A 16,443-nucleotide genomic window follows, 5' to 3' on the forward strand; every position below is an offset into this window, starting at 1 on the left:
ACATTGAGCGAAAAGTCTTACGGTCGGAGACTTTTCCTAACAGCCAAAACGCTCAAACCTGCTTTGAGAGTATTCATCAGTCAGCCAACGCAAGGCTAAAATAGCCCTCCGAACCCAAGAGGATCCTGCAATGGACCTGCAGTTTCTGGGCACCTCGTCTGGGGTACCCACCAAGGCCCGCAACGTCAGCGCGACAGCAGTCATCGAAGCGTCCGGCAAAAGCTGGTATCTGGTTGATTGCGGCGAAGGCACCCAGCATCAGTTACTGCACACATCACTGTCGATGCGTGATCTGCGCGGGATATTCATCACCCATGTCCACGGTGACCACTGCTACGGGCTGCCGGGATTGCTCGCCAGCGCGGGAATGTCCGGGCGCAGCGAACCGCTCGAACTGATCATGCCGCTGGCACTGCATGAGTGGCTGCGCCTGAGCCTGGCGGTGAGCCAGACCTATCTGCCCTTCGAGCTGCATCTGCTGGCGGTAGAAACGCTGCAGGACTGGCGCAGCGCGCAGGTTGCGGTGACTACCGTAGAGCTGTCGCACCGGGTGCCGAGCTATGGCTTTGTGTTCACCGAGATCAACCCGGAGCCGCGTCTGGACACCGAGCGCCTGCAAGCCGACGGCATCCCGCGCGGGCCGCTGTGGGGTGATCTGGCCCATGGCCGGCAGGTCGAACATGAAGGTCGTGTGCTCGACACGCTGACTTACCTGAAGGCCTCCCGAGCGGCCCGGCGCATCGTCGTCTGCGGCGACAACGACTCACCCGCTCTGCTGGCCGAGGTTGCCAAAGGTGCCGATGTACTAGTGCATGAAGCCACCTTCACCGAACCTGTGCTGCAACGCTCGCAATCGAACTTCGGCCACAGCACTGCGGCGGCTGTCGCGCAATTTGCCGAGGCTGCAGGTGTACCGAACCTGGTATTGACTCACTTCAGCGCCCGCTATCAGGACAACCCGCAGCGCAGCCCGTCCATCGATGATGTGCGCCAGGAGGCGCAGGCCCATTACAGCGGGCAACTGACACTGGCTCGGGACCTGCAGCGTTACCACCTGGGCAAGGATGGCCTGCTCGCAGCGGTGTGAGTTGGCCGACAGTGCGCTTCTCCACAAAGATCAGTAACCGGTCATTTCCAGGTAACCCCTGCCCTGCCCGCTGCCGCCCTCGACCCGCACCGGCCCTTCCCAATACGGGAACCGGGTGTTCATCCAGGCCTGCTTGTACAGCGCTTCGACCTGGACATCGACGCCCTGCTCCGGCAGCTGCACGCGCCAGCGGGTCGGTACGGTTTTACCGTTTGCCTGCTTGCTCGAGGCCAGCACTTGCAGCTCGATCTGCGCTCCCTGGAGTGGCTGGATCTTGCCGTCGGCGCTGACCCAGGTGCCGGCTTTGTAGGCATCGCCGTGAGCTTCGCGCACCTGAAACAGCATTACCTTGGCGCCGCTGTCCAGGTGCAGGGAAAACCAGTCCCAGCCTGACTGCCCGGCCGCCAGCGGTTGGCTGCTCCATTCGCGATCGAGCCAGGCCTGACCGGTAACGGCCACGTGCTGGCCGTCACGCTCGACTTCGCCACTGACCTGATAGAACGGTTGGCTGTAGTAATAGGAAGCCTGGCCTTTGCCGGATTTTTCGCTGTAGCCCTTGGCCCCGTGCAGCACCAATGGCCGCTCACTGACCAAGTGCAGATCAAAGCGGAAATCCTCACCTGCGGCTTTCATCTGCAACTGGCCAATCCCATTGCCGCCCAGCAGCGACCAATCATCTATCCAGGCGCGAAACGGCTGCGCCTCAACCCCAGCCTGGCCGATACCACCGCGGGCGAGCACCTCACTGGACTGATGACCGCCCGGCCCGGTCAGCGCCGCGTGGCCCATCCACAGATTGGGGCTGTTCCAGTCGGCGGTTTCTGCGCCAGGGCGCAATGCCGAACGAAACAAGGTCCACTGAGCGCCCCACTGCCGCCCCTGGGCATCCTGCAAGTTGGCGGTGACGTACCACCACTCGATGCGGAAGCCGTCGTGGGCGCCATGATCACGCGGGAACTGCAGCTCATGGCCCGGCGTGACCTGCTGGAAGGCGCTGGCCTCCTGCCCCAAGCCGGCAAAACTGTTGGGCTCGGGTGCAGGCGCATCGCAGCCTGCAAGCAGCAGGCACAGCACGGTCAGCCAGGGTTTAACGTTCATTGGCAAACTGCCTCAAGAGATCGCTGGGTTGCCTGCGCGCCAGTTGCCAGAGCGGCCAGACGCTGGCCAGAAAGCTGGTCAGCACGCCGAGCACTGCCAGTTGCAGCAGCTGACCGGGGAACACATAGAGCGGCAGACGCCAACCAAACGCCTGCACGTTGACCACGGCCACCAGGCACCAGGCCAGCAGCAAGCCAAGCGGAATCGCCAGCAACACGGTGCAACTGCTCAGCATCAGGGTCTGGCCGAGTGTCAGCCAGATCAACCGACGGCGTTCGACCCCCAGCGCCCACAACGGCGCCAACTGGCCCAGGCGGCTCTGGCCGAGGCTCAGCAGGCTGATGAACAACGCCACGCCAGCGATACCGAGGGTCAGGCTGTTGAGTGCGGCGGTAGCGGCAAAGGTGCGCTCGAACACCGCAGCAGACCATCGCTTGAGCGTGGTCTGCTCGACCATGCGGCTGTCATCGAGACTGAACTGTTGGCCCAGCGCCCGCTTTAGCGCCGGCAAATGCTCGCCAGCCAAGGTCAGGCCCAGATTGCTCAACGTCGCCTGCGGCCAGTGCTGGCGTAACCAGTCGGCGCTGATCAGCAGGTGCCCTTTGGGATTGCCATAATCGGCATAGATGCCCACTACCGGCATCGTTTGGGCTGATGGCTCGGGCAGTTGCAAGGCGTCGCCAAGACCCAGCTGCAGGCGCCTGGCCAACTGTTCGCTGAGCATGATCCCGCGCCCCTGCGCAAGCTGCTCCCAGGCACCGGCGGATTTTTCCAGCAGCGGCCAGTGATTGTTGTAGTACGGGTGATCGACGATGCCCTGGACCTGCGTCGGCCATTGCTGCAGCCGCCACTCGACCCGCCAGTTGGGCAGCACCGCGGTGACTTCGGGCTGGCGTGCCAGCCAGTCGCTGATCTGCACGGCCTGGGCAGTGTCGCGCGGGGTCAGGTACAGGTCTGCCGACAGGCGCTGATCGAGCCAGCCGGTAAAGGTGCGGCGAAAGCCCTCGGTCATGCTGCCCACACCGACGCTGGCGGCCAACGCCAGCAGCAAGGCCATCAGCGCCAGGCTCAGCGCCGGCAATTGCTGGCGGCTGTCGGCCACGAACCATTGTGGCAATGGCCGCCGGCACAAGCGCGCCAAACCGGCCAGGGCAAGCTCGAGCAAGGCCGGCAGCAATAGCGCCGCTGCCAGCAGCAATGCCGCGAGCAGGACAAAGGCGCTGCTCAGGTTATTGCCCCACTGCCAGCACCCCAGCGCTACCAAACCAAGCAACAAGGCGACCAGCGCCTGACGACGCAGCCACGGCCCTTGGGCCAGGCGCCAGGCCTGTGGCTGGGCAAGCGCCAGCAGCGGCAGGCGCGCAGCGCGCAGCACGCTGCTGACACCGGCCAACAACGCACCGAGCAGACTCACGCCGACGCCGGCCAACCACCACTGCGGCGACAGGCTCAACTGCCCGGCGATCTGCGCTCCATACAAGCCGCGCACGCTGGCCGCGAAGTCAGGCAACAACAGGCTGGCCAGCAGATAACCACTGACTACCCCGGCGAGGCCGCCGAGCAACGCGAACGCACCCAGCTCCAGCGCCAGCCCGGTCAACAGCACCCGCAAGCTGACACCGCAGGCACGCAAGGTTCTGATCAAGCCGCGCCGTTGCTCCAGCGCCAGGCCAATGGCCGCATGGGCAATGAACAGGCCGACCACGAATGCCAGCAAGCCCAGCGCAGTCAGGTTGAGGTGAAAGCTGTCGGTCAGGCGCTGCAGATCACCGTCGTCGCCACCGGTTTGCAGCATAAGCTGGGCGGCGATGTCGGCAGGCAGCGCGGTGGGTTGTTTTTCGAGCAGCAGACGCGACAGTTGTCCTGGCGCACCGAGCAGCGCCTGCGCGTGGCCGATATCGACCACGATCACCCCAGGCGCCAGTTCCGCTTGCAGGACCAACGGCGGCATCAGCTGACCATCGCGGGTGCGCGCGCGCTCACCCGGTTGCAGGTTCAACTGGCGTAGCGTGTCTGGACTGATCCAGGCTTGCCCAGGACTGTCGATGAAGGCCGCAAGCTCGAACGCTTGCGCCTGCACCCCGGCCACGGCCATCTTCGCTGGCAGGCTCAGCGGTTCAATACCGATCAAGCGCACTGCCTGAGTCGCGCTTCCTGAAAGTTGCAGGCGGCCTTCCAGAACCGGCGTCACCTGCACGCCTCTAGTGCGCAGTTGCACATACAGCGCTTGCGCCAGATGCTCGCCCTGACGCGGCACCAGTTGCGTCTGGCTGGCGCCCGAAAGCACACCACTGGCACGGGCATAGTCGCTGCGGGCCTGGCTGTTGAGCGCCTGCACGCCGGTCCACAATGCCGTTGCCAGCCATAGCCCGGTAAAGATACTGAAGCACTGCAAGCGGTGCCGGCGCCAATGGCTGAGCAGCGCCTGCAAGGTGATCAGCAGGCTGGCCATCAATCCGGCTCCGGCTGAACACGTCCAGCCTTGAGGAAGCACCGATGTTCGAGCCGCGCCGCCAACTGCCGGCTGTGGGTCACCATCAACAGGCTGCTGCCCGCCTGGGCGACCAGCTCGAGCATCAGTTGCAGGACTTCTTCACTGCTTGCTTCATCGAGGCTGCCGGTGGGCTCGTCGGCCAGCACCAGCGCCGGCCGTCCCGCCAACGCACGACCAATCGCCACACGTTGCTGCTGGCCGCCCGACAGCTGCTCGGGGTAGCGCTGCAACAACTCGGTCAACCCAAGCCGCTCCGCCAGCTGCGCGGTCCAGGCAAGATCGTGGCGCCCGGCCAAGCGGGCTTGAAACGCCAGATTGGCGGCAACGTCGAGGCTGCTGATCAAGTTGTACTGCTGGAACACCAAGCCAATGCTGTCGCGCCGCCAGCGGGCCAGCGCCGTTTCGTCCCGTGTATCGAGGGGTACATCCTCGATCAGTATCCTGCCGCTGTCAGCCCGATCAAGTCCGGCGAGCAGATGCAGCAACGTGCTTTTGCCACTACCGGATTCGCCCATCAGCGCCAGGCTGCTGCCCCGCGCCAGTTGCAGGTCGACGCCCTGCAGCACAGGCAGAACGCCCTGGGCAGTATTGAATGACTTGCGCAGATGCTCGACGACCAACATCGGTGGGGGCTTCCTCTCAGGGCACAACGGGCGTTAATCACTAACTCTTGGGCACAGCGTTGCAGCAATAGGTTGCATCGTTCTGCCCTTCAAGGGTAGGCGCAATCGGGGCTAAACTGAGGTACGAACATCATCAGGCTTACAGGAACCTCCATGGCCCGCACTGCGATACCTGGCTACCACCCATCGTGGTTGCTGCTGATCCTGCTCATCGGCAGCCTTGCATCGCTGACGGGATGCTCGAACAAATCCAGCGCTACGCGCTATGCCCAAGCAGGCGCGAACTGCTTCGCCAAGGCAGTGCCGACCGCTGGCGAGGGTGGCCTGGCATGGGGCAACACGTTGAGCGCGGCGCGCAAGAAATCCATGGACAGCTGCATGCGCTATGCGAGCCGTTCAGGCGGTACGCCGAAGACCTGTCAGGTGGTGATGGCCAAGTGCAAGTGATGGGCGGCGGCTACGAGCGGGCCCGCTAGTTCGAGCTATAAGGTTGGTTAACTCGGTTGGTCGTAAGACCGCCCGCCCGCAGCCACCATTGCGATTGTTCAGGCATTGCACCTGAACAATCGCGCAATCATGGTCGGCCAGTGGGCAGGCAGCAATCAGGCGAATCTTATTGCCAGGGGTTACTGCAGCCACGGCGGCGGTGGCGGCTCCTCGCTCTTGACCGGGCCACGCTCGGCTTCCTCACGACCGGCACGGCGACGTTCGTCATCCATCCGCGCCGCTTCGATCTCGCGCAGCACGCCGCCGACATCGGCGTCGTGGTCGTCATCCTCGAACTCGCCGGTCAGCGGGCTATCGGGCAACAATTCCCCGGCCTCGAACAGCGACCACATCTCGCGGGCGTAGCGGGTGTCCTTGAGCTCGGGAGCAAAGCGCCCGAAGTAACCGCTCATGTTCGCCACGTCACGATCGAGCATGCTGAAAGCATGGTTGTTGGCGGCAGCATCGACGGCCTGCGGCAAGTCGATGATCACCGGGCCATCCGGGCCAAGCAGGACGTTGAATTCGGACAAGTCACCGTGCACCAGCCCTGCACAGAGCATCAAGACGATCTGGCGGATCACGAACGCGTGGTATTCACGCGCCTGATCCGGCTCCAGGTGAACGTCGTTGAGGCGAGGCGCGGCGTTGCCGTCGGCATCGACCACCAGCTCCATCAACAGCACGCCGTCCTGGAAGTCGTAGGGCTTGGGCACTCGCACGCCGGCATGCGCCAGGCGGAACAAGGCGGCCACCTCGGCGTTCTGCCAGGCATCTTCGGCTTCCTTGCGACCGTACTTGGAACCCTTGGCCATGGCCCGCGCCTGGCGGCTGTTGCGCACCGTGCGCCCTTCCTGGTACTCGGCCGCCTGGCGGAAGCTACGTTTGTTGGCCTCCTTGTAGACCTTGGCACAACGCACCTGGTTACCGCAGCGCACCACATACACCGCTGCTTCCTTGCCACTCATCAAGGGCCGCAACACCTCGTCGACCAGACCGTCTTCGATCAGCGGCTCAATACGTTTTGGAGTCTTCATCAGGTTTAATTCAGGGTCCTGTTCTGCCAGACACATGGTTTGCCGGCCATCCTCTCACAGCCTGATCCGACTTGCTCGTTTCGAGCTAATCAATACGCGGATGTTGTTGTACCAAATGCGTGCGTTTGGCCTCAAGTTCAGCAATCTGCTCGTCGATATCCTCGATTTTTTGCTCAATGTTGTCGTGGTGTTCCTGCAGCAGTTCACGCGCTTCCTCGATGTCCGAGGCGGCGGGCGCAGCGCCGCGCAATGGCTGATTGGCAGTTTCTTTCATGGTGATACCGGTGATCAGACCGATCAGGGCAATGACCATCAGGTAGTAAGCCGGCATGTACAGGTTGTTGGTGCTTTCTACCAGCCAGGCGGCGATGGTCGGGGTCAGGCCGGCAATCAGCACAGAAATATTGAAGGCACTGGCCAGCGCGCTGTAGCGAATGTGCGTAGGGAACATCGCCGGCAGCGTCGAAGCCATCACCCCGATGAAGAAGTTGAGCAGCACCGCCAACATCAGCAAACCGGCGAAGATCAGCCCGAGCACACCGCTGGTGATCAGCATGAAGGCCGGGATGGCCAGTGCGAACAAGCCGATGCTGCCGCACAGGATGAACGGGCGGCGGCCGTATTTATCGCTGAGGAAGCCGATCAGAGGCTGCACGAAGAGCATGCCCACCATGATCGCGATGATGATCAGCACCCCGCGGTTCTCGCTGTAATGCAGGTTGTGCGACAGGTAGCTGGGCATGTAAGTCAGCAGCATGTAATAGGTGACGTTGGTGGCGATGACTACGCCTACGCAGGTCAGCAGGCTGCGCCAGTGCTTGGTAGCCACCTCCTTGAACGACACCTTCGGACCGCCAGCCAGGCCTTCGCGATCGCCCTGCTCGAGCTTGTCGACATGCTGCTGGAAGGCGGGGGTCTCTTCCAGCGCATGGCGCAGGTACAGGCCGATCATGCCCAGCGGCAGCGCCAGCAGAAACGGCACCCGCCAGCCCCACTCCTGGAACCTCTCTTCACCGATCATGGCCGAGATGAACACCACCAGGCCGGCGCCGGCAACAAAGCCTGCGATCGAGCCGAAGTCGAGCCAACTGCCGAGGAAGCCGCGCTTGCGGTCCGGGGCGTACTCGGCGACGAAGATCGAGGCACCGGTGTATTCACCCCCCACCGAGAAGCCCTGGGCCATCTTGCACAGCAGTAGCAGGATGGGCGCCCAGATACCAATCGCGGCATAGGACGGAATCAAGCCAATGGCGAAGGTGCTCAGGGACATGATCACAATGGTGGCGGCGAGAACCTTCTGCCTGCCGTATTTGTCGCCGAGGGCGCCGAAGAACAGCCCGCCCAGGGGCCGTATCAGGAACGGCACCGAGAACGTACCCAAGGCTGCGATCATCTGTACGCTGGGGTCGGCGCCGGGGAAAAAGACCTTGCCGAGCACATAGGCGACAAAGCCGTAGACGCCGAAGTCGAACCACTCCATGGCGTTGCCAAGCGCTGCGGCGGTGATCGCCTTGCGCATCTTGGCGTCGTCAACAATGGTGATGTCTTTCAAGCCGATCGGCTTGACGCTTTTTTTGCGTGATTTCATATCTGCCACTCTGTTACTGACGTGTCCATTACCGGTTGCCATTGTTTTAATGGCCAGGCTCTAAGGCATCAGATACAAAGGGTTACGAAAAAATTCACTGAGTGCCAACATTTTTCACGCTAACAAACAGGCCATCTGCGCTGAGGCTTCACGCAGATGGCCTGATATTGGTGATCAGCGCAGCGTCACTGACTGCGCGTTACCCGCCAAATGGTGTTGGCGAGGTCGTCGGCGATGATCAGCGCACCGCGCGGATCCACCGTCACACCCACCGGGCGACCGCGGGTCTTGCCATCTTCACCACGGAAGCCGGTGGCAAAGTCGATCGGCTCGCCGGCCGGCTTGCCATTGCTGAACGGCACGAAGATCACCTTGTAGCCCACCGGATTCGGTCGGTTCCAGCTACCGTGCTCGCCGACGAACGCGCCCTCGGCAAACTGCGTGCCCATGGCCGCCACCGAGAAATCAACGCCCAGAGCCGCAACGTGGGAGCCGAGGCTGTAATCCGGCTTGATCGCCGCAGCGACTTTCTCGGGGTTCTGCGGCTGCGCACGTGGGTCGACGTTCTGCCCCCAGTAGCTATAGGGCCAGCCGTAGAAGCCCCCCGCTTTGACTGAGGTCAGGTAGTCAGGCACCAGGTCAGGGCCAAGCTCATCGCGCTCGTTGACCACAGCCCACAGTTCACCGCTGTTGGGTTCGATGCTCAGCGCAGTCGGGTTACGCAGGCCAGTCGCATACGGCTTGTGCGCGCCGGTCTGGGCGTCGATCTGCCAGACCATGGCCCGATCTATTTCGACCTCCATGCCGCGCTCGGTGATATTGCTGTTGGAGCCGATGCCGACGTACAGGTAGCGCCCGTCGGGGCTGATCGTCAGCGCCTTGGTCCAGTGGTGGTTGATCTCGGCCGGCAGGTCGCTGACCTTACTGGGCGGGCCACTGGCCGTGGTCTGGCCATCCGCGTAGTCAAAGCGCACCAGCGCATCCTGATTGGCCACGTACACGCTGCCCTCGAAGTAGGCCAGGCCATAGGGTGCGTTGAGGCCTTCGGCGAACACCGTTTTCACTTCGTACTTGCCGTCACCATCAGCGTCACGCAGCAAGGTCAGGCGGTTACCGCCCTTGACCTGGGTATTGCCCTTGGCCTTGATAGAGCTGGCGATGACGTCCTTGGGCTTGAGTTTGGCCGCACTGCCGCCGCGCCCTTCCGCTACCAGAATATCGCCGTTGGGCAGCACCAGCGTCTGCCGCGGGATCTTCAGGTCAGTGGCAATCGCAGTGACGTTGAAGCCCTGCGGTACGGTTGGCTTGAGATCGCCCCAGGCGGTCGGCTCGGCGATTTTCATGCTCGGCAACAGGCCGCGCTGCTGATCAGGCAGTTTCGGGTTGGCGCCGTAGGTTTGCGTGGCGTCGCCCTCGCCACCGCAGGCGCTGAGCAGCAGCGCCATGCTCAAGGCTGTCAGTGCATGTACGCGGTTCATCTCACACCTCCGGAGCGCAGATTGGTCAGGCCAAGGCCGGTTGCGATGCACGCCAACGCACTGACGATGACCGACAACACCAGCCCCGACGGCATCACGGCCCAGGCATCCTTGGCATGCTCAAAGGCGTTCATCAGGCCCAGCAGCCAGGTAGCCAGCAGCAGCACGAAGTACACCACTGGGCGCCCGCCCTTGTGCTCGGCGCGGATCAGATTGACCAGGGCAAACAGCAATGCCAATCCGCAGAACAGCAAGCCACCGGCAATCAGCCAGGCAGCAAAGTTGGCCCATTGAATCTGGTAGCTTTGGTAATAGGCTATGTCACTGAGCAAGGCGCCGAGAAACAGCGGCACGGTACCGGCCAACAGAGTCGCGTGCAGCGCTCCTGGCCGGCAGCGATAGAGGGTTGAGTCGTTCACGGTGGCTCCTTTCATCGATCCAGAGGTCCCTCCCTGCACAGACTGCGCCTGGAGGCCTAATGGAAGATCGCTCGGCCAAAGCGATAGTTCAGCGCAATCGCAGACAGGGCTGTAATCTGGCGGCTACCCGTTTGCTGAGCGGCACCGGCTGAGGACTAGAGTTTTGGGCAAAGACGCTGACAACCCGTGCATATCCAAATGCCAGATCCGCGACGAAGTTTGCCTGGGCTGCGGGCGCAGCAAAGACGATATTCGCAAGTGGAAGAAGATGAAGAAGAGCGAGCGCATCGAGGCTGTGCAAAAGGCCAAGGCGCGCTTGAAGGCTATCAAGAAAGGCAAAAAATAAGGGGGGCCGCGGAGCAGCCCCACGTGGTAACCGCTTAGCCCGCGAACTTGGCCCGCGCTGCGTGCAGCTTCTTGTAGCTGTCGACCAAGCGCAGGTGCCGATCGAGCCCCTCCAGCTTCATACTGGTCGGCGTCAAGCCATGGAAGCGCACGTTGCCCTCGACCGAGCCCACGACCGCATCCATCCGCGCATTGCCGAACATGCGGCGCAAGTTGACCTCGTAGTCGGCCAGTTCCAGTTCATCATCGAGCACCACTTCCAGCACCACGTTGAGCGCCTGATAGAACAGGCCGCGCTCCACGGTGTTGTCGTTGAACTGCAGGAACGCTTCTACCAGTTCCTTGGCTTCGTCGAAGCGCTTCAAGGCGAGCTTGATCAGCAGCTTCAATTCCAGAATGGTCAACTGGCCCCACACCGTGTTGTCGTCGAACTCCACACCGATCAAGGTGGTGATGTCGGTGTATTCGTCCACTTCGCAGTTATCCAGACGCTTGACCAGCGCCTTCAGGCTGCGATCGTCCAGGCGGTGCAGGTTGAGGATGTCTTCGCGGAACAGCAGCGCCTTGTTGGTGTTATCCCAAATCAAGTCTTCAACCGGATAGATCTCGGAATAGTCCGGCACCAGGATACGGCAGGCCTTGGCGCCAAGGTGCTCGTACACGGCCATGTACACTTCCTTGCCCAGCGATTCGAGGATGCCGAACAGGGTTGCAGCCTCTTCCTCGTTGGAGTTTTCCCCTTCACCAGAGAAGTCCCACTCAACGAATTCGAAGTCGGCCTTGGCACTGAAGAAGCGCCATGAGACGACACCGCTGGAGTCGATGAAGTGCTCTACGAAGTTGTTCGGCTCGGTCACTGCGTGGCTCTCGAACGTCGGCTGCGGCAGGTCATTGAGACCTTCGAAGCTGCGTCCCTGAAGCAACTCGGTGAGGCTGCGCTCAAGCGCGACTTCCAGGCTTGGGTGCGCGCCGAACGAGGCGAACACGCCGCCGGTGCGCGGATTCATCAAGGTCACACACATGACCGGGAATTCGCCGCCCAGCGAGGCATCCTTGACCAGCACCGGGAAGCCCTGCTCTTCCAGCCCCTTGATCCCGGCGAGGATGCCCGGGTATTTGGCCAGCACGTCCTCAGGAACATCTGGCAGGGCCAGTTCACCCTCAAGAATTTCCCGTTTTACCGCACGTTCGAAAATCTCTGACAGGCACTGCACCTGCGCCTCGGCCAGAGTGTTGCCGGCGCTCATGCCGTTGCTCAGGTACAGGTTTTCAATCAGGTTGGAGGGGAAGTACACCACTTCACCGTCGGACTGACGAACGAACGGCAGCGAACAAATGCCGCGCTTCACATTGCCCGAGTTGGTGTCGTACAGGTGCGAGCCGCGCAGTTCGCCGTCGGGGTTGTAGATCTCGAGGCAGTACTCATCGAGGATCTCGGCAGGCAAGGCGCCCTTGCTGCCGGGTTTGAACCAGCGCTCGTCCGGGTAATGCACAAACTCGGCGTTGGCGATGTCTTCGCCCCAGAACTGATCGTTGTAGAAGAAGTTGCAGTTGAGGCGTTCGATGAACTCGCCCAGCGCCGAAGCCAGGGCTCCTTCCTTGGTGGCGCCCTTGCCGTTGGTAAAGCACATGGGCGAATGCGCATCGCGCACGTGCAATGACCAGACGTTGGGCACGATATTGCGCCACGAGGCGATTTCGATCTTCATCCCAAGGCCCGCGAGAATGCCCGACATGTTGGCAATGGTCTGCTCCAGTGGCAGGTCCTTGCCAGCGATGTACGTGCTTGCCTGCGGATCGCTGTCGAGCATCAACAAGGCTTGCGCATCAGCATCCAGGTTAGCCACCTGTTCGATGACGAACTCTGGGCCGGCCTGTACCACCTTCTTCACCGTGCAACGGTCGATCGAACGCAGGATGCCCTGGCGGTCCTTGTCGGAGATATCCGCCGGCAGTTCGACCTGGATCTTGAAGATCTGGTTGTAGCGGTTTTCCGGGTCGACGATATTGTTTTGCGACAGGCGAATGTTGTCGGTGGGGATGTTGCGCGTTTCGCAATACAACTTCACGAAGTAAGCCGCACACAACGCTGACGAAGCCAGGAAGTAGTCGAACGGACCCGGCGCCGAGCCATCGCCCTTGTAGCGAATGGGTTGATCGGCGACCACCGTGAAATCATCGAACTTGGCTTCAAGTCGGAGGTTGTCGAGAAAGTTAACCTTGATTTCCATGCGGGATTACCATGATAAAGCGAAACGAAATGGCCGCCATTATCCGGATTTTTGCCGCGCAAGTCTTTGCCGATCAGCGCGGCGTACAGGTTGCAGCCGCTGGCGTGCTTGCTTAGCGTCAAGGCCGCTCATAAAATGATAATGACTCCCAATTGCGCTTCGAGCCTTTTATGACCTCCAGCCATCGCCCGCTGAACCGTCAGGTGCAGTGCCTTTACCAGGAACATCAGCGTTGGCTGCTGAGCTGGCTGCGCCCCCGCGTCGACTGCCGTGAGCTTGCCGCAGACCTGGTGCAGGATGTGTTCATTCGGGTGCTCAGTGCCAAGGATGCACAGAATCAGCTTGAGGCAGTGCGCGAACCCAAGAGTTACCTGGCCACCATCGCCCGCCGCCTGATGATCGACCATTTTCGCCGGGCTCGGCTCGAACGCGCCTGGCTGCAGGCCCTGGCCGAGCAACCCGAGGCGGTCAGCATCAGCGAAGAAACCCGCGCGATTTTGCTCGAAAGCCTGTGCGAACTGGATGCGATGCTCGCCGGTCTGGGCCCAAACGTGCGCCAGGCGTTTTTGCTGTCGCAACTCGACGGCATGAGCTACAAGCTGATTGCAGAGCAATTGCAGGTTTCGGTGGTGACGGTTACCCGCTATGTAGCCAAGGCCACCCAGCATTGCGTGCTGTTCAGCCTGGGCGCCGGACGCTGATGACCGTCCTCCACGCTCGACAACGCGCAGCCCTGGAACAAGCCGCAGGATGGTTTGGGCTTTTGCAATGCGAGGAAGCCTCGGTTGCAGACCAGGCTGGCTGGCAAGCATGGCTCGACCGCGATGAATACAATCGCTGGGCCTGGGCTCAGATCGAACAACTGCAACAACGTCTGCATGGCATGCCCACGAACGTTACCGGGCGAGCGCTGCGCCTAGCCGATCAGCCCGCGCTGGATAGCAGACGCGCCGTGCTCAAAGGTTTCGCCTTGATGATGGGTACCGGCGCGCTTGGCTACGCAGGTTATCGCCAAGGCCAACGCGCAGGCTGGATGGCTGACTACCACACACGCACCGGCGAGCGGCTCAATACGATGCTCGCCGACGGATCGCGCCTGCAACTGAACACCGCCAGTACCGTCGACGTGCTCTACAGCGCAACTCAACGCCGAATACAACTGCACAGAGGCGAGCTGCTGCTTACCAGCGCCGCCGACCCTGCTCGTCGGCCGCTGCAGGTGCAGACCGCACAGGGCAGCATTCAGGCGCTGGGCACGCGCTTCGCCGTCAGGGCCGACGGCGCGAGCACGCTGGTCAGCGTTTTTCAACATCAGGTGCGTGTCACCCCAAACGGCGCTGCGCCAGTGGTGCTCGATGCAGGCACCCAGTGCCGCTTCAACGCCAGCCAGCTTGGCGCGGTGCAACCGATCAATGCCGGTCAGGACGCCTGGAGCGAGGGCATGCTGGTGGCCAATGATCAGCGTCTGGATGCGTTTCTCGCTGAACTGAGCCGCTATCGCCCCGGCTGGTTACGCTGCGACCCCGTGGTCGCAGGTCTGCGCATCAGCGGCGCCTTCGCCATCGACGACAGCGACCAGACCTTGCGCGCACTGAGCACGACCCTGCCCGTGCGCGTAGTACAAACCACACGCTATTGGGTCACAGTGGTAGCGCTATAAAGCATCCTGGTTCGGTAATCGCCCATTTTCAACCAGCAAACGTGCTAGCCGATTGACGAATTAACCAGATAGTACAAATATCGGGGCAATCAAAAACAACAAAGTGATCTGCCATGACGCCCCGAATTCTCGTGCTCAACGGCCCCAATCTCAATCTGCTCGGCACCCGCGAACCTGAACAGTATGGCCGCGAGACGCTCGCCGACCTCGCCAACAGCTGCGCCGACAGCGCCCGCGATCTGGGCCTGGATATCGAATTCCGCCAGACCAACCACGAAGGCGAACTGATCGACTGGATCCACGCCGCCCGCGGTCGTTGCGCCGGCATCGTGATCAACCCTGGTGCGTGGACCCACACCTCGGTGGCCATCCGTGATGCGCTGGTCGCCAGCGAGCTGCCAGTGATCGAAGTACACCTGTCCAATGTGCACAAGCGTGAGCCGTTCCGGCATATCTCGTTCGTCTCGTCGATTGCCGTTGGGGTGATCTGCGGCCTGGGTAGCCATGGCTATCGCATGGCGCTGGCGCACTTTGGGCAGATGTTCGCGGAGCAAGCAGCATGAGCCAACCAAGCATTCTGGCCGGCCTGATTGGCCGCGGCATCCAGGCATCCCGCACCCCTGCCCTGCATGAGCACGAGGGCGACGCGCAATCGCTGCGTTACCTGTATCGGCTGATCGATGCCGACCAGCTGGGGTTGGAAGACAGCGCCCTGCCCGATCTGCTTGAGGCCGCGCAACGCACCGGCTTTACCGGCCTCAACATCACCTTCCCGTTCAAGCAGGCGATCCTGCCGTTGCTCGATGAGCTGTCTGATGAAGCGCGTGGCATTGGCGCGGTGAACACAGTGGTGTTCAAGGACGGCAAGCGCATTGGTCATAACACTGATTGCCTGGGCTTCGCCGAGGGTTTCCGACGCGGGCTGGGCGACGTCAGCAAGCGCTTGGTGGTGCAGATGGGCGCCGGTGGCGCCGGTGCTGCAGTGGCCCATGCCCTGCTCGCTGAAGGAGTCGAACAACTGGTGCTGTTCGAAGTCGATGTTGCGCGCGGGCAAGCCCTGGTCGACAACCTGAACCAGCGCTTCGGCGCAGGCCGAGCTGCCCTGGGCGGTGATCTCGCTGCCACCCTGGCCGATGCCGATGGCCTGGTCAACACCACACCGGTGGGCATGGCCAAGCTGCCAGGCACACCCTTGCCAGTGGAACTGCTGCACGCGCGGCTATGGGTTGCCGAGATCATCTACTTCCCGCTTGAGACAGCACTGCTGCGCCACGCCCGTGCGCTCGGCTGCCGCACCCTCGACGGTGGCAACATGGCGGTGTTTCAAGCGGTCAAGGCATTCGAGCTGATCAGCGGCAGAGTCGCAGACGCCAGCAGGATGCAGGCGCATTTCGCCAGCATGAATTGAAATGCCGGGCGACGGGCTGCCGAGGTTGCAGCCCGCTTGCCTCAGCTTTCATGGCAGCCACTGGTGGCATAGCTACGGTATTCAACGCTCTGGCGCTGGCCGTGCGAATCGAGATACTCGATGCGCGAGTTGACTACCCCGCACGCATTGCTGCGGTCATCTTCTACCGACAGTACTTTCTTCACGTCCAGCCGATCGCCATAGCGATAGTGCATGGCGCTGCTGCTTTCCATCGATACGCTGCTGGCTTGCGCAGCAATGGTGGCGCTGCTGGCAACGGCGAACAAGGCTGCACGGGCAATAGTCTTGAAGTTCATGGCAACGCTCCTGGCTAGGTGGGGAAGACCACACTTCCCGTTGAGTGCCATTTCACCCCCGACAGGTATCTGCCCTGTGTCGCCGAAGCGGCGTTATTGCGAGCCCGTGTATCTGCAGCACTGCGAGATACACTGCAATACAAAGCCGCGCAGGCAAGCGCCTTGGCGCTCG

General features: G+C 62.0%; 16 protein-coding genes. 7 read left to right on the forward strand and 9 right to left on the reverse strand.

The annotated features are described in order from the left end of the window. The first annotated feature begins 130 nt into the window (after positions 1-130). Positions 131-1,087, forward strand: coding sequence for a ribonuclease Z (locus K3F44_RS08480; protein ID WP_220633773.1), 957 nt, complete (start codon positions 131-133; stop codon positions 1,085-1,087). Between the two features lie 30 nt (positions 1,088-1,117). Here the strand turns inward: K3F44_RS08480 and K3F44_RS08485 are convergent, their stop codons facing one another. Genes K3F44_RS08485 through K3F44_RS08495 form a run of 3 tightly spaced genes read right to left on the reverse strand, consistent with a single transcriptional unit; the run spans position 1,118 to position 5,302 of the window. After that, on the reverse strand, positions 1,118-2,185 hold the full coding sequence (locus K3F44_RS08485; protein ID WP_220633774.1) for a lipocalin-like domain-containing protein: 1,068 nt from the start codon (positions 2,183-2,185) through the stop codon (positions 1,118-1,120). After that, positions 2,175-4,637, reverse strand: coding sequence for an ABC transporter permease (locus K3F44_RS08490; RefSeq protein WP_220633775.1), 2,463 nt, complete (start codon positions 4,635-4,637; stop codon positions 2,175-2,177). The genes K3F44_RS08485 and K3F44_RS08490 overlap by 11 nt, the downstream gene beginning before the upstream one ends. Beyond that, positions 4,637-5,302, reverse strand: a complete 666-nt coding sequence (locus K3F44_RS08495) for an ABC transporter ATP-binding protein (RefSeq protein ID WP_220633776.1) — start codon at positions 5,300-5,302, stop codon at positions 4,637-4,639. The genes K3F44_RS08490 and K3F44_RS08495 overlap by 1 nt, the downstream gene beginning before the upstream one ends. A gap of 153 nt (positions 5,303-5,455) precedes the next feature. Here K3F44_RS08495 and K3F44_RS08500 point away from each other — a divergent pair, with 153 nt between their 5' ends. Then, positions 5,456-5,749 (forward strand): hypothetical protein, encoded by a 294-nt coding sequence (locus tag K3F44_RS08500; protein ID WP_101320085.1) that lies wholly within the window; start codon positions 5,456-5,458, stop codon positions 5,747-5,749. Positions 5,750-5,928: 179 nt separating this feature from the next. Here K3F44_RS08500 and K3F44_RS08505 read toward each other — a convergent pair whose 3' ends face one another. The 4 genes from K3F44_RS08505 to K3F44_RS08520 form a co-directional block, all read right to left on the reverse strand. Further along, positions 5,929-6,825, reverse strand: coding sequence for a PA4780 family RIO1-like protein kinase (locus K3F44_RS08505; protein WP_150571859.1), 897 nt, complete (start codon positions 6,823-6,825; stop codon positions 5,929-5,931). An 85-nt stretch (positions 6,826-6,910) separates the two neighbouring features. After that, entirely contained in the window at positions 6,911-8,413 is a 1,503-nt protein-coding gene (gene proP, locus K3F44_RS08510) for a glycine betaine/L-proline transporter ProP (RefSeq protein WP_101320088.1), read from the reverse strand. Positions 8,414-8,598: 185 nt separating this feature from the next. After that, a complete protein-coding gene (locus tag K3F44_RS08515) occupies positions 8,599-9,891 on the reverse strand; it encodes a sorbosone dehydrogenase family protein (RefSeq protein WP_220633777.1) in 1,293 nt (430 codons plus the stop codon). After that, on the reverse strand, positions 9,888-10,325 hold the full coding sequence (locus tag K3F44_RS08520) for a DUF2231 domain-containing protein (protein WP_101320092.1): 438 nt from the start codon (positions 10,323-10,325) through the stop codon (positions 9,888-9,890). The genes K3F44_RS08515 and K3F44_RS08520 overlap by 4 nt, the downstream gene beginning before the upstream one ends. A gap of 148 nt (positions 10,326-10,473) precedes the next feature. On the opposite strand from K3F44_RS08520, the gene K3F44_RS08525 reads away from it, so the two are divergent. Continuing rightward, a complete protein-coding gene (locus K3F44_RS08525) occupies positions 10,474-10,656 on the forward strand; it encodes a DUF1289 domain-containing protein (RefSeq protein ID WP_101320094.1) in 183 nt (60 codons plus the stop codon). A gap of 34 nt (positions 10,657-10,690) precedes the next feature. On the opposite strand, the gene K3F44_RS08530 is transcribed toward K3F44_RS08525, so the two are convergent. Continuing rightward, positions 10,691-12,886 carry an OsmC domain/YcaO domain-containing protein gene (locus K3F44_RS08530; protein WP_220633778.1) on the reverse strand — a complete coding sequence of 732 codons (2,196 nt, stop codon included), beginning with the start codon at positions 12,884-12,886 and terminating at the stop codon, positions 10,691-10,693. 170 nt (positions 12,887-13,056) lie between these two features. Here K3F44_RS08530 and K3F44_RS08535 point away from each other — a divergent pair, with 170 nt between their 5' ends. The 4 genes from K3F44_RS08535 (at position 13,057) to K3F44_RS08550 (ending at position 15,954) form a co-directional block, all read left to right on the forward strand. Beyond that, positions 13,057-13,587 (forward strand): sigma-70 family RNA polymerase sigma factor, encoded by a 531-nt coding sequence (locus K3F44_RS08535; RefSeq protein ID WP_188036147.1) that lies wholly within the window; start codon positions 13,057-13,059, stop codon positions 13,585-13,587. Then, positions 13,587-14,546, forward strand: a complete 960-nt coding sequence (locus K3F44_RS08540) for a FecR domain-containing protein (protein WP_188036148.1) — start codon at positions 13,587-13,589, stop codon at positions 14,544-14,546. The genes K3F44_RS08535 and K3F44_RS08540 overlap by 1 nt, the downstream gene beginning before the upstream one ends. Positions 14,547-14,659: 113 nt before the next feature. After that, entirely contained in the window at positions 14,660-15,109 is a 450-nt protein-coding gene (gene aroQ, locus K3F44_RS08545; RefSeq protein WP_150569023.1) for a type II 3-dehydroquinate dehydratase, read from the forward strand. Further along, on the forward strand, positions 15,106-15,954 hold the full coding sequence (locus K3F44_RS08550; RefSeq protein WP_220633779.1) for a shikimate dehydrogenase: 849 nt from the start codon (positions 15,106-15,108) through the stop codon (positions 15,952-15,954). Before aroQ ends, K3F44_RS08550 begins: the two co-directional genes overlap by 4 nt. A 41-nt stretch (positions 15,955-15,995) precedes the next feature. Here the strand turns inward: K3F44_RS08550 and K3F44_RS08555 are convergent, their stop codons facing one another. After that, complete coding sequence (locus K3F44_RS08555; protein ID WP_101320106.1) at positions 15,996-16,271, reverse strand: DUF2790 domain-containing protein; 276 nt, start codon at positions 16,269-16,271, stop codon at positions 15,996-15,998. Positions 16,272-16,443: the final 172 nt, after the last annotated feature.

Source organism: Pseudomonas sp. S07E 245 (assembly GCF_019599025.1).
In the GTDB taxonomy this organism is placed as follows: Bacteria; Pseudomonadota; Gammaproteobacteria; order Pseudomonadales; family Pseudomonadaceae; genus Aquipseudomonas; species Aquipseudomonas shirazensis.

What these genes read in the sequence shown, in the direction of transcription:
- K3F44_RS08480 (WP_220633773.1), top strand. Translation starts at nt 131, where the DNA reads ATGGACCTGCAGTTTCTGGGCACCTCGTCTGGGGTACCCACCAAGGCC.
- K3F44_RS08485 (WP_220633774.1), bottom strand. Translation starts at nt 2,185, where the DNA reads ATGAACGTTAAACCCTGGCTGACCGTGCTGTGCCTGCTGCTTGCAGGC.
- K3F44_RS08490 (WP_220633775.1), bottom strand. Translation starts at nt 4,637, where the DNA reads ATGGCCAGCCTGCTGATCACCTTGCAGGCGCTGCTCAGCCATTGGCGC.
- K3F44_RS08495 (WP_220633776.1), bottom strand. Translation starts at nt 5,302, where the DNA reads ATGTTGGTCGTCGAGCATCTGCGCAAGTCATTCAATACTGCCCAGGGC.
- K3F44_RS08500 (WP_101320085.1), top strand. Translation starts at nt 5,456, where the DNA reads ATGGCCCGCACTGCGATACCTGGCTACCACCCATCGTGGTTGCTGCTG.
- K3F44_RS08505 (WP_150571859.1), bottom strand. Translation starts at nt 6,825, where the DNA reads ATGAAGACTCCAAAACGTATTGAGCCGCTGATCGAAGACGGTCTGGTC.
- proP (WP_101320088.1), bottom strand. Translation starts at nt 8,413, where the DNA reads ATGAAATCACGCAAAAAAAGCGTCAAGCCGATCGGCTTGAAAGACATC.
- K3F44_RS08515 (WP_220633777.1), bottom strand. Translation starts at nt 9,891, where the DNA reads ATGAACCGCGTACATGCACTGACAGCCTTGAGCATGGCGCTGCTGCTC.
- K3F44_RS08520 (WP_101320092.1), bottom strand. Translation starts at nt 10,325, where the DNA reads ATGAAAGGAGCCACCGTGAACGACTCAACCCTCTATCGCTGCCGGCCA.
- K3F44_RS08530 (WP_220633778.1), bottom strand. Translation starts at nt 12,886, where the DNA reads ATGGAAATCAAGGTTAACTTTCTCGACAACCTCCGACTTGAAGCCAAG.
- K3F44_RS08535 (WP_188036147.1), top strand. Translation starts at nt 13,057, where the DNA reads ATGACCTCCAGCCATCGCCCGCTGAACCGTCAGGTGCAGTGCCTTTAC.
- K3F44_RS08540 (WP_188036148.1), top strand. Translation starts at nt 13,587, where the DNA reads ATGACCGTCCTCCACGCTCGACAACGCGCAGCCCTGGAACAAGCCGCA.
- aroQ (WP_150569023.1), top strand. Translation starts at nt 14,660, where the DNA reads ATGACGCCCCGAATTCTCGTGCTCAACGGCCCCAATCTCAATCTGCTC.
- K3F44_RS08550 (WP_220633779.1), top strand. Translation starts at nt 15,106, where the DNA reads ATGAGCCAACCAAGCATTCTGGCCGGCCTGATTGGCCGCGGCATCCAG.
- K3F44_RS08555 (WP_101320106.1), bottom strand. Translation starts at nt 16,271, where the DNA reads ATGAACTTCAAGACTATTGCCCGTGCAGCCTTGTTCGCCGTTGCCAGC.